At 70.5% G+C, this 11,992-nt stretch carries 11 protein-coding genes; 9 read left to right on the top strand and 2 right to left on the bottom strand.

Annotated elements, in window-relative coordinates:
- Together GCU69_RS34195 and GCU69_RS29665 are read left to right on the top strand one after the other, a co-directional pair.
- Positions 1-438: peptidase inhibitor family I36 protein (locus tag GCU69_RS34195; RefSeq protein ID WP_235978786.1), on the top strand; the 438-nt coding region annotated here is incomplete at its 5' end.
- Between the two features lie 71 nt (positions 439-509).
- Positions 510-821, top strand: coding sequence for a small hydrophobic protein (locus GCU69_RS29665; RefSeq protein ID WP_098751715.1), 312 nt, complete (start codon positions 510-512; stop codon positions 819-821).
- A gap of 676 nt (positions 822-1,497) precedes the next feature.
- Here GCU69_RS29665 and aceE read toward each other — a convergent pair.
- The gene (gene aceE, locus GCU69_RS29660; protein WP_098751714.1) at positions 1,498-4,230 is read right to left on the bottom strand and encodes a pyruvate dehydrogenase (acetyl-transferring), homodimeric type; all 2,733 of its coding nucleotides are present in this window, start codon (positions 4,228-4,230) and stop codon (positions 1,498-1,500) included.
- 479 nt (positions 4,231-4,709) lie between these two features.
- On the opposite strand from aceE, the gene GCU69_RS29655 reads away from it, so the two are divergent.
- The 6 genes from GCU69_RS29655 to GCU69_RS29630 all read left to right on the top strand — a co-directional run bounded on the left by GCU69_RS29655 (position 4,710) and on the right by GCU69_RS29630 (position 9,501).
- A complete protein-coding gene (locus GCU69_RS29655; RefSeq protein WP_098751713.1) occupies positions 4,710-5,150 on the top strand; it encodes a DUF3052 domain-containing protein in 441 nt (146 codons plus the stop codon).
- 187 nt (positions 5,151-5,337) lie between these two features.
- Positions 5,338-5,796 carry a peroxiredoxin gene (locus tag GCU69_RS29650; protein ID WP_098751712.1) on the top strand — a complete coding sequence of 153 codons (459 nt, stop codon included), beginning with the start codon at positions 5,338-5,340 and terminating at the stop codon, positions 5,794-5,796.
- 310 nt (positions 5,797-6,106) lie between these two features.
- Positions 6,107-6,682, top strand: coding sequence for a TerD family protein (locus GCU69_RS29645; RefSeq protein ID WP_098751711.1), 576 nt, complete (start codon positions 6,107-6,109; stop codon positions 6,680-6,682).
- A 109-nt stretch (positions 6,683-6,791) separates the two neighbouring features.
- Complete coding sequence (locus tag GCU69_RS29640) at positions 6,792-7,367, top strand: TerD family protein (protein ID WP_098751710.1); 576 nt, start codon at positions 6,792-6,794, stop codon at positions 7,365-7,367.
- A gap of 47 nt (positions 7,368-7,414) precedes the next feature.
- A complete protein-coding gene (locus GCU69_RS29635; protein WP_098751709.1) occupies positions 7,415-8,560 on the top strand; it encodes a DUF475 domain-containing protein in 1,146 nt (381 codons plus the stop codon).
- Positions 8,561-8,769: 209 nt separating this feature from the next.
- Positions 8,770-9,501, top strand: a complete 732-nt coding sequence (locus tag GCU69_RS29630; RefSeq protein ID WP_098751708.1) for a TerD family protein — start codon at positions 8,770-8,772, stop codon at positions 9,499-9,501.
- A 48-nt stretch (positions 9,502-9,549) separates the two neighbouring features.
- On the opposite strand, the gene GCU69_RS29625 is transcribed toward GCU69_RS29630, so the two are convergent.
- A complete protein-coding gene (locus tag GCU69_RS29625) occupies positions 9,550-10,449 on the bottom strand; it encodes a TerD family protein (protein ID WP_156207736.1) in 900 nt (299 codons plus the stop codon).
- A gap of 220 nt (positions 10,450-10,669) precedes the next feature.
- Between GCU69_RS29625 and GCU69_RS29620 the strand changes: the two genes are divergently transcribed.
- On the top strand, positions 10,670-11,833 hold the full coding sequence (locus GCU69_RS29620; protein WP_156207735.1) for an HpcH/HpaI aldolase/citrate lyase family protein: 1,164 nt from the start codon (positions 10,670-10,672) through the stop codon (positions 11,831-11,833).
- The last annotated feature ends 159 nt before the right edge of the window (positions 11,834-11,992 follow it).

Here is an 11,992-nt window from a genome sequence, read left to right as displayed (position 1 = left end):
CCCGCTGGTTCCACAGATGCCGCCGCGGCCCCGGCACCTGCGGGGTCCGCCGGTTCCGCGGCCCACGGGGCATCCGCGGGACCCGCTGGTTCCACAGATGCCGCCGCGGCCCCGGCACCTGCGGGGTCCGCCGGTTCCGCGGCCGCGGCGCCGTCCGCCGGTGCCTGCTCGGCCGGTCAGCTGTGCCTCTGGGAACGCCCGCGCTACGGCGGCCCCCGCACCGTCCACGAACTCGCCGGCACCGATGTCGACAGCTGTGTCCCGCTCCCCTCCGGTACGTCCGCCCAGGCGCTCGCGAACCGCACCGGGCGGCCGGTGACCACCTACCAGAGCGCCGAGTGCGGGGAGACCGGAGAGTTCGACACCTACCCCGGCGGCGGCACCTGGGTGCCCCAAACCCCGTACCGCGTAAGGGCCTTCAAGATCTGGGAGCGCTGACGCCGACGAGTGCTCCCGCCGTGCGGGGGTACCCGGGTAACAGGCCCGAAGGACAACCCTTTGGAGGGAACATGACGGGCTTGGGAAACCCCCGCACGCGCAGGAACCTCCGCTCACGCGGCCGGATGGGGTCGGGGAGCGGACCGGACCGCGCGACTCTGGGGATCATCGGGCTGGTCTGCGCGGTCGCCGGATTCTTCGTCCTGGGCATCGTCCTGGGGCCGGTGGCGATCGTCTGCGGCTGGCTCTCGATGGGCCGCCGCTGGAACAGCGGCAGCCGCCACATCCCGGCGCTGGTCGCCGTGGTCCTCGGCGCCGTCGACACGGTGCTGTCGATCCTCTGGCTGGCCGGCGCCACGGGCTCCACGGCGGGCCTCATCTGACACCCGCCGCCCCGGCCCGGCGCGACGGCCGGCTCCGCGAGGGGCCGGCCGTCGTCATGCCCGGACCATCCCCGGCGGAGAGTCGGCGCCCCGGTGCACCGGCAGACCCCGGCCGCCGTGCCCTTCCGGTGAGGCGGCAGACGACCACACGGGACGTCCCTGCCCGCCGCCGACCGCGGCCGGGCACCTGAGGCGAGGGCCGTCCGCAAGGACCGGGCGCGCACGGGCCGGTGTCGGCATGCAGTCGGCACAAGCGCGGGCCGGTGTCGGTATGCGTGTCGGCACGCGCGCGGGCCGGTGTCGGCATGCGTGTCGGTGTAGGCGTGCACGCGGGCCGGTGTCGGCGTGCGGTCGGCACACGCGCGGGCCGGTGTACGCATGCACGAGGGGCCGGTGAGGCCGGTGCGCGGACCGGTGGGCCCGGTGCGCGCGGGCGTCGGCGAAGGCCGGGGTGCGGGGGCCCGCCGGGGCACCGTACTTCTCAGCCTGCGTTCCTTCGCGTTCCGCTGCGTCTCCCCGCGTTCCGCTGCGTCTCCCCGGGTCGCTGCGTTCCCCCGGGTGCTGCCAGGGTTCCCCCGCCCTTCTCCGCGTTCTCCCACGACGTGGGGCCCGGACACCCAAGGTTACCCAAGGTGTCCGGGCCCCACCCGTCGTCCGCCGCGGCTCGCGCGAGCGCCTAGGCGTCGCCGCCGGCCGCCCCCGGGTCCGCCGCGGAGGCGTCGAGCAGCTGGTACCGGTCGATCGCCTGCTTCAGCGCCGAGCGGTCGACCTTGCCCTCCTTCGCCAGCTCCGTCAGCACGGCCAGCACGATCGACTGCGCGTCGATGTGGAAGAACCGGCGGGCCGCACCCCGGGTGTCGGCGAAGCCGAAGCCGTCGGCGCCCAGCGACTGGTACGTCCCCGGCACCCAGCGCGCGATCTGGTCCGGAACGGCACGCATCCAGTCGGACACGGCCACCTTCGGACCCTCGGTGCCCTCCAGCTTCGTCGTCACGTACGGGACGCGCTGCTCCTCCTCCGGGTGGAGCAGGTTGTGCTCCTCCGCCGCGACGGCGTCGCGCCGCAGCTCGTTCCAGGAGGTCGCGGACCAGACGTCGGCCTTCACGTCCCACTCGTCGGCGAGGATCCGCTGTGCCTCCAGCGCCCACGGCACCGCGACGCCGGACGCCATGATCTGCGCCGGGTGGGTGCCCTTGTCGCCCTGCTTCAGGCGGTGGAGCCCCTTGAGGATGCCCTCGACGTCGACGTTCTCGGGCTCGGCCGGGTGCTGGATCGGCTCGTTGTAGACGGTGAGGTAGTAGAAGACGTCCTCACTGTTCTCGCCGTACATCCGGCGCAGGCCGTCCTTGACGATGTGCGCGATCTCGTAGCCGTACGCCGGGTCGTAGGCGACGGCCGCGGGGTTCGTCGAGGCGAGCAGCTGCGAGTGGCCGTCCGCGTGCTGGAGGCCCTCACCGGTCAGCGTGGTCCGGCCCGCCGTCGCGCCCAGCACGAAGCCGCGCGAGAGCTGGTCGGCCATCTGCCAGAACTGGTCGCCGGTCCGCTGGAAGCCGAACATCGAGTAGAAGACGTAGACCGGGATCAGCGGCTCGCCGTGCGTCGCGTAGGCGGAGCCGGCCGCGATCAGGGAGGCGGTGCAGCCGGCCTCGGTGATGCCGTCGTGCAGCATCTGGCCGGTCGGCGACTCCTTGTAGGCGAGCAGCAGCTCGCGGTCCACCGACTCGTACTGCTGGCCCTGCGGGTTGTAGATCTTCGACGACGGGAAGAACGAGTCCATGCCGAAGGTCCGGTACTCGTCGGGGGCGATCAGCACGAAGCGCTTGCCGATCTCCTTGTCCCGCATCAGGTCCTTCAGCAGCCGGACGAACGCCATGGTGGTGGCGATCGACTGCTGGCCGGAGCCCTTCTTGACCGTCGCGTAGGTCTTGTCGCCGGGGAGCGTCAGCGGCTTCGACCGCACCACGCGGGTCGGGACGTAGCCGTCCAGGCCCTGGCGCCGGTCGTGCATGTACTGGATCTCCTCGGAGTCCCGTCCCGGGTGGTAGTACGGCGGCAGGCCCGACTCCAGCTCCTTGTCCGGGATCGGCAGGTGCAGCCGGTCGCGGAAGTGCTTGAGGTCGTCGACCGTCAGCTTCTTCATCTGGTGGGTCGCGTTGCGGCCCTCGAAGCTCGGGCCGAGCGTCCAGCCCTTGACGGTCTGCGCCAGGATCACGGTGGGCTGGCCCTTGTGCTCCTTGGCCGCCTTGTACGCCGCGTAGATCTTCTTGTGGTCGTGGCCGCCGCGGCCCAGATGCAGGATCTGGTCGTCGGTCATGCCCTCGACCATCTTCCGCAGCCGGTGGTCGCCGCCGAAGAAGTGCTCGCGGATGTACGCGCCGGTCTCGGTGGCGTACGTCTGGAACTGGCCGTCGGGGGTCGTGTTCAGCTTGTTGACCAGCACGCCGTCGCGGTCCTGGGCCAGCAGCGGGTCCCAGCTGCGGTCCCAGACCAGCTTGATCACGTTCCAGCCGGCGCCGCGGAACTGCGACTCCAGCTCCTGCATGATCTTGCCGTTGCCGCGCACCGGGCCGTCGAGGCGCTGGAGGTTGCAGTTCACGACGAAGGTCAGGTTGTCCAGGCCCTCGCGGGCGGCGATGGACAGCTGGCCGAGCGACTCGGGCTCGTCCATCTCGCCGTCGCCGAGGTAGGCCCAGACGTGCGACTTGGAGGTGTCGGCGATGCCGCGGGCCTCCATGTAGCGGTTCATCCGGGCCTGGAAGATCGCGCCGATCGGGCCGAGGCCCATGGAGACGGTCGGGAACTCCCAGAAGTCCGGCATCGACCGCGGGTGCGGGTAGCTGGACAGCCCGTCCGGGTACCGGGACTTCTCCTGGCGGAAGCCGTCCAGCTGGGACTCGGAGAGGCGGTCGAGCAGGAAGGCACGGGCGTAGACGCCCGGCGAGGCGTGGCCCTGGAAGAAGACCTGGTCACCGCCGTCGCCGCGGTCCTTGCCGCGGAAGAAGTGGTTGAAGCCCACGTCGTAGAGCGAGGCCGAGGAGGCGAAGGTGGCGATGTGCCCGCCCACGCCGATCCCGGGGCGCTGGGCGCGCGAGACCATGACGGCCGCGTTCCAGCGGGTCGCGTTCAGGATCTTGCGTTCGATCTCCTCGTTGCCGGGGAAGAACGGCTCGTCCTTGGTCGCGATGGTGTTGACGTAGTCCGTGCTGCGCATCTCGGGCACGGCCACGCGCTTCTCGCGCGCCCGCTCGATGAGGCGGAGCATGAGGTAGCGGGCACGTTCCCGGCCTCGCTCATCGACGGCTGCGTCGAGCGAGTCGAGCCATTCCCGGGTCTCTTCTGGATCGAAGTCCGGGACCTGGCTGGGAAGGCCGCCAATGATGATCGGGTTGCGATCGGATCCGGAAGCCACGCTGTTCCTTCGCTGTTTCGTTCGTGCTGTGCACGCAGTTTCGTTCGTGCTGTGCACGCAGTGGATTCGTGCTCTGCTGGTGTCGCGCCGCCTCCATCGTGGACCGCAGAGGCGAAAACGTCATCTCTACTGGGCGGTAACTGCCACTCTGTGAGACACCGGTCGTCTTTCGGCCGAGGCTGGTAAGTCGGCCAAATCGCAACCATACGCCCATGGCGGCAGGGCCCGGCCGACGGCCGTATCTGGCCGTTCGGCCCAGTGCCTCCCACGGCCGCCCAACCCGGCGGCGGGCCGCGGCGGGTCTGTGGCGCGAATCACTGCGCCGCGTGCGGCTTGCGGCGAGAAGTCAACGTTTGGGCGGGATCGGCGGCCGGGTACTTGCGCGATCCGCTCGGCCCGTGTGGACTACGGCCAATACCTCGCGTACGCGCGGGGTGCTTGTGACAGGCATTTTCCCGGAACATGACAGGAGGCAATCCGTGAGCGCGACCGCGGACCACGCGGAGGAGCGGACCAACCCGGCCGCCAGGCTGGGTTTCCAGCCCGGACAGGTGGTCCAGGAGCTCGGTTACGACGAGGACACCGAGCAGGAGCTGCGTGACGCCATCGAGGAACTGACCGGCACGGAGCTCGTCGACGAGGAGTACGACGACGTGGCCGATGCCGTGGTGCTGTGGTTCCGAGAGGACGACGGCGACCTGACGGACGCGCTGGTGGACGCCACCACCATGATCGACGCGGGAGCCCCGATCTGGCTGATGACGCCGAAGACCGGCCGCGACGGGTATGTCGAGGCGAGTGACATCGGCGAAGCCGCCAGCACCGCCGGGCTGGCCCAGACCAGCAGTGTGAACGCGGGCAAGGACTGGACCGGCAGCCGCCTGGTCACCCCGAAGGCCGCGCGTTCCGGCAAGCGCTGACCCCCGCCGGGCAACGGCCCGCCGAGCCGCACCGCAACCGTGCCCCCCGTGGTCCCCGACCACGGGGGGCACGGTGCCGACTGCCGCCGGACGGGTGACAGACTGGGGCGGAATCGCCGGCGGCCGGGTGCGAGCCAAGCGGACGGACCCGGGGCCGGCACGCTACGGACGAGAAGGATGCGCGCGCATGGTGATCGACGTCGGTACGAAGGCCCCTGACTTCGAGCTGAAGAACCAGCACGGCGAGCTCGTGAAGCTCTCGGACTTCCGCGGCGAGAAGAACGTCGTCCTCGTCTTCTACCCCTTCGCCTTCACCGGGGTCTGCACCGGTGAGCTGTGCGCCCTGCGCGACGAGCTGCCGAAGTTCTCGGGCGACGACGTGCAGCTGCTCGCGGTCTCCAACGACTCCCCGTTCTCGCTGCGCGTCTTCTCCGAGCAGGAGGGCCTGGAGTACCCCCTGCTGTCGGACTTCTGGCCGCACGGCGAGACCTCGCGGGCGTACGGCGTCTTCGACGAGGACAAGGGCTGCGCCGTGCGCGGCACCTTCGTCATCGACAAGGAGGGCGTGGTCCGCTGGACCGTCGTCAACGCCATCCCCGAGGCCCGGGACCTGAACGACTACGCCAAGGCGCTCGCCCAGCTCTGAGCGGGCGGACGCCCGGACGCCCGCCGGTGCCCCGCGGGGCCGGCGGGGCACCGGCGGTGACCGGCCCGGCGGATCCGGGACGGTGGCCGGCCACGGGAGCGCGGCACGGTCACGGGGGAGCGCCGGCCGGTCGGGCGGGAAGCGGGGCCGGTCGCGCGGCGGCGGGGCGGGCTCCCGCCGGGACGGCGAAAGCCGGACCGAAGAGCCTGTCCCGCGGAGGTGCCGCTCACTAGGATCAATCCCGTTGAACCGATGTCATCGCACGACGGGGGCAGGTCACGCCCGTGCCCCCATATCCATGGGAGGACGCGTGGGAGTCAGCCTCAGCAAGGGTGGCAACGTCTCGCTGAGCAAGGAGGCGCCGGGCCTGACCGCCGTCACCGTCGGCCTCGGCTGGGACGTCCGCACGACGACCGGTACCGACTTCGACCTCGACGCGAGCGCGCTGCTGACGAACGCGGAGGGCAAGGTCGCCTCCGACCAGCACTTCGTCTTCTTCAACAACCTCAAGAGCCCCGACGGCTCCGTGGAGCACACCGGTGACAACCTCACCGGTGAGGGGGAGGGCGACGACGAGCAGATCAAGGTCAACCTCGCCGGGGTGCCCGCCGATGTCGCCAAGATCGTGTTCCCGGTCTCCATCTACGAGGCCGAGAGCCGCCAGCAGAGCTTCGGCCAGGTGCGCAACGCCTTCATCCGCGTGGTGAACCAGGCCGACAACAACGAGCTGGCCCGTTACGACCTGACCGAGGACGCCTCGACGGAGACCGCCATGGTCTTCGGCGAGCTGTACCGGCACGGCGCCGAGTGGAAGTTCCGCGCCATCGGCCAGGGCTACGCCTCCGGCCTGCGCGGCATCGCGCAGGACTTCGGCGTCAACGTCTGACCGCTCCGCAGCGCCCGGCGCCGCACCTCCCGGCACGACGGCGAGGTGCGGCGCCGGCCGCGACGGGGCCACCGCTCAAGGCAATCACCACGACGGGGAGGAACAGATCATGGGTGTGACGCTCGCCAAGGGAGGCAATGTCTCCCTCTCCAAGGCCGCGCCGAACCTCACACAGGTGCTGGTCGGCCTGGGCTGGGACGCCCGCTCGACCACGGGCGCGCCGTTCGACCTCGATGCCAGCGCCCTGCTCTGCCAGTCGGGGCGGGTGCTGGGCGACGAATACTTCGTCTTCTACAACAACCTCAAGAGCCCCGAGGGTTCCGTGGAGCACACCGGTGACAACCTCACCGGCGAGGGCGACGGCGACGACGAGTCGCTGATCCTCGACCTGAGCAAGGTCCCGGAGCATGTCGACAAGATCGTCTTCCCCGTGTCGATCCATGACGCCGATGTGCGCGGCCAGACCTTCGGCCAGGTCAGCAACGCCTTCATCCGGGTCGTGAACCAGGCCGACGGCTCCGAACTCGCTCGTTACGACCTCAGTGAGGACGCCTCCGGCGAGACTGCGATGATCTTCGGAGAGGTGTACCGGTACGGCGGAGAGTGGAAGTTCCGCGCCGTCGGACAGGGGTACGCGTCGGGACTGCGAGGCATCGCTCTAGACTTCGGGGTCAACGTTTCGTAAAGCCGCGCACTGCGCGCGGGGGACCCGTACTCACGATTGGGTGGCCAGTGCTCCTGAAAACCTTCGGCTGGTCCTTCGGCGTCACCGCCGTCGGACTGGTCGCCGCAGCCTTCTTCTGGGGCTGGGAGGGTTTCGCCGTGGTGGCGATCCTCTCGATCCTGGAGATCTCGTTGTCCTTCGACAACGCGGTCGTCAACGCCGGCGTGCTGAAGAAGATGAACGCCTTCTGGCAGAAGATCTTCCTGACCATCGGCATTCTGATCGCCGTCTTCGGTATGCGGCTGATCTTCCCGGTCGTGATCGTGGCCATCACCGCCAAGGTCGGCCCCATCGAGGCCGTCGAGCTGGCCATGGACGATCCGGACCAGTACGAGATGCTGGTCACCGACGCCCACCCGGCGATCGCCGCCTTCGGCGGGATGTTCCTGCTGATGATCTTCCTGAACTTCCTCTTCGACCAGAAGGAGCACCACTGGATCTCCTGGCTGGAGCGCCCGCTCGCCCGGCTCGGGAGGGTCGACGGCCTCGCCGTCTGTGTCGCCCTCGTCGTCCTGCTGGTCTCCGCCATCACCATCGCCACCCAGGCGGCTCAGCACGGCGGAAGCTATGTGGACAAATCAGGCACAGTGATGCTGTCCGGCATCGCCGGTCTGATCACCTATCTGGTCGTCGGCGGTCTGTCCGGGCACTTCGAGAACAAGCTCGAGGAAGAGGAGGAGCGCGAGGAGGCGGCCGAGGAGGAGGCCCGCAAGGAGGGCAAGGACCCGACGATGGTCGGGCTCGCCGGCAAGGCCGCGTTCTTCATGTTCCTCTACCTCGAGGTGCTGGACGCGTCCTTCTCCTTCGACGGGGTCATCGGCGCCTTCGCCATCACGAACCACATCTTCTGGATGGCGCTCGGCCTCGGCATCGGCGCGATGTACGTCCGTTCGCTCACGGTCTACCTGGTCCGCGAGGGCACCCTCGACGACTACGTCTACCTCGAGCACGGCGCCCACTACGCCATCGGCGCCCTCGCCGCACTGCTGCTCATCACCATCAAGTGGCACGTCTCCGAGGTCATCACCGGCCTCATCGGGGTCGGCCTGATCGCCGCGTCCTTCTGGTCGTCGCTGCGCCGCAACAAGGCCCTGGCGGCCGGGAACGGCGGCGGCGACGCCGAGAAGAAGACCGAGGTGACCTCCGGCGTCTGACCTGCGCCAGGGGTGATCACCGGGCCGGGTACCGGCCGGGTGTGTGACCACGCCCCGAACGAGGAACGCTCTGTGCGGGGCGGCCACGAGGCAGCGGACTCCCGGCGACGACCGGCGCCCCGGCCTCGCGGCCGCCCCGCCGCGTTCGTGTCCGCTCAACGCGCGGGTGGCAGCAGGATGACGAGACGAGCAGTGGGGGTGTTTCCTCAGTGTCCTTCTGGAACAACTGGCGACGGGGGACGGAGTTCGACAGCGGCAGCGCCGCCTCGAACGCGATAGAACTCACCAAACGCCGCTCCACGGTGTCCCTGACCAAGCAGAACGCCGCGACCGGCAATCTCCGCGTCAACCTCTCCTGGCGGATGCGCAGTTCCGACATCGGCGGCCGTTCCCGGGTGAGCGGCGGGCTGCTGCGCCATCCGTTCCAGATGTTCAAGCCCGAGGTGGTGCAGGCGCAGGGCCCCGCCGTCGTCCAGATCGACCTCGACCTGGCGTGCATGTACGAGCTGAAGGACGGCACCAAGGGCGTCGTACAGCCGCTCGGCAACTTCCTCGGCGACGTCAACGCACCGCCGTACGTCAAGCTCAGCGGCGACGACCGGTTCGGCGGCTCCTCCGGCGAGACGATCTACGTCAATCTGGACCACAAGGACGAGATCAAGCGGCTGCTGGTCTTCGTCTACATCTACGACGGCACCCCCGCCTTCGACCGCACCCAGGCGGTCGTCACCCTCTACCCCAGCAACGGGCCACGGCTGGAGATCAGCCTCGACGAGCGCGCACCACAGGCCCGCTCCTGTGCCGTGCTGCTGATCGAGAACGTCAAGGACGAGCTGATCGTCCGCCGCGAGGTCAAGTACGTCTACGGCTTCCAGGCCGAGCTGGACCGGCTCTACGGCTGGGGGCTCCAGTGGGGCAGGGGCTACAAGGAGAAGGTCTGACCGCCGCCCGGGCCGCCTCCGCCGCTTCCGGGCGGGCCCGGGCGCGGCTCAGCGGCCGGGCTGGAACTGCGGCCCCTGCGGCGGCAGCGTGAACGCCGGGTCCGGCGGCGGCACCCGGGCGGCGTGCTGCGGATAGCCGTAGGCGGGCGCCGGGTGCTGCGGGTAGCCGTACGCGGGACCGCCGGCCGGCGGGGCCTGGGCGGCCGCGGCCGGGGGCACCGCGGGCGCCGGAGGGTGCGCGGGCGGCGGGGGCGGCGGACAGCCGTACGACGCCGGGTGCGGCTGGGTGACGGCCTCCGGGGGCGTGCCGGGCGCGGGCGGCGGGCCGGACGGCGCGGGCCCGGACGCGGGCATCGGGCCGGGACCGCCGGACGGCACGGTGCCCTCCGCCACGTCGCTCTCGTCCACCGAGATGCCGAACTCCGTGGCGAGGCCGATCAGCCCCGTGTCGTACCCCTGGCCGAGGGCGCGGAACTTCCAGGCGTCGCCGCGCCGGTAGAACTCGCCGCAGATCAGCGCCGACTCGTCACCCGTCTCCGGCCGCACGTCGAAGACCGCGATCGGGTCGGCGTCCGCCGGGGTGCCCGGCGACGCGTCGTACAGCAGCACCCGCAGGTCCGGTACGTCGCCGAAGGTCCCGCCGTCCGACGAGGCGGCCAGCACCACCCGGTCCACCGACGCCTCCAGCGCGGACAGGTCCGCCTCGACGGTGTCCGTCATCCCCTCCGCGAGCCGCTTCTTGGGCAGATGGCGGACCAGGCCGGAGGGGTGCCGGGGCTGGTTGTAGAAGACGAAGTCCTCGTCGGTCCGCACGCGGCCCTCCCCGCCGAGCAGCAGGGCGGAGGCGTCGACATCGGGCACCCGGGGGCCGGGATTCCAGCGGAGCACCGTCCGCACGGCGGTCGCGTCCAGCGGGATGTTCGACCCCTTCAACATCGCGTGCGTCATGGCCGTCATCCTGCCCTCCCGGGCACCTCCGGGACAACGCGGGTGCCTGCCGGGAGTGGCCGGGACCCGACGGGAAAGACGGGTTGGCGCGGAGCCCGACACGGCCCGGACGCGCGCGGGTTACGAGATTTTCATGCCCTTGGGAAACTCTTGACCGTCGGACCAACGTACGATTACCGGCCAGATCGCGTCACAACGTCACAAGATCGCAGGGAGTCCAATGCGCCACTTCGGGCACGTGCCGGCGGGCACCAGGGAGGCTCTGTTCCACCGGGAACCGGCCGCGTTCACGCAGGATTCCCCGGCTCGCACCCTGGCGCTCGCGCTCGGAGCGACGCTCTACAGCCCGGCGACCCGCCCCCGGCTGGCGGAGGACGTGCTCAAGCAGACCGGCCGCGGTCTGGTCTCCATGGTGCTGTGCCTGGAGGACTCCATCGACGACTCCGAGGTCGGCGGGGCCGAGGAGAACCTCGTCCAGAGCTTCACCGACCTGGAGGAACGCGGCGACGAGCTGCCGCTGCTGTTCGTCCGGGTGCGCGAACCGGAGCAGATCGCGGACCTGGTGAAGCGGCTGGGCCCGGCGGTGCGGCTGCTGTCCGGATTCGTACTCCCCAAGTTCACCGAGGAACGGGGCGTTCCGTTCCTGGAGGCGCTGACCGAGGCGGAGACCCTGTCCGGACGGCGGCTTTTCGCCATGCCCGTCCTGGAGTCCCCGGAGCTGCTGCATCTGGAGAGCCGTGCCGAGACCCTCGCCGGAATCCGGCGGTCCGTCGACAAGTACCGCGAACGGGTGCTGGCGCTGCGCCTCGGCGTGACGGACTTCTGCTCGGCGTACGGGCTGCGCAGGTCACCCGACATGACGGCGTACGACGTCCAGCTCGTCGCCTCCGTCATCGCGGACGTCGTCAACACCCTCGGACGGGCCGACGGCACCGGCTTCACCGTCACCGGGCCGGTCTGGGAGTATTTCCGGCTCCAGGAGCGGATGTTCAAACCGCAGCTGCGGCACAGCCCGTTCTCCGGGCGCGCCGAGGAACTTCGCAGCTCCCTCATCGAGCACGACATGGACGGCCTGCTCCGCGAGATCGAACTCGACCGCGCCAACGGCCTCCAGGGCAAGACCTGCATACATCCCTCGCATGTCGCGCCCGTGCACGCGCTGTCCGTCGTGAGCCACGAGGAGTACAGCGACGCGCAGGACATCCTGCGCCCCGGGCCGAACGGCGGCGGAGTGCTGCGGTCGGCGTACACCAACAAGATGAACGAGGTGAAGCCGCACCGCGCCTGGGCCGAACGGACGCTGCTGCGCGCGGAGATCTTCGGAGTGGCCCGGGAGGACGTGAGCTTCGTGGAACTGCTCGCGGCGGCCGCGGCGCTCGGATGACGCGACCGGGGGAAGGGGCGGCGGGAGGACCGGGGGACGGGCCGGCGGGGGAACCGGAGAAAGGACCGGCCGGAGGACCGGCGGAGAGCGGCCCGCACCGGGCTGGGAGACTTGGCGCACGGCGGGACGGCGCGGCCGGGGCGCGGAGGAACGGCGCGC

The organism is Streptomyces lycii (assembly GCF_009735685.1).
Taxonomy (GTDB): Bacteria; Actinomycetota; Actinomycetes; order Streptomycetales; family Streptomycetaceae; genus Streptomyces; species Streptomyces lycii.
This window is presented reverse-complemented; position numbering and strand designations above follow the sequence as displayed.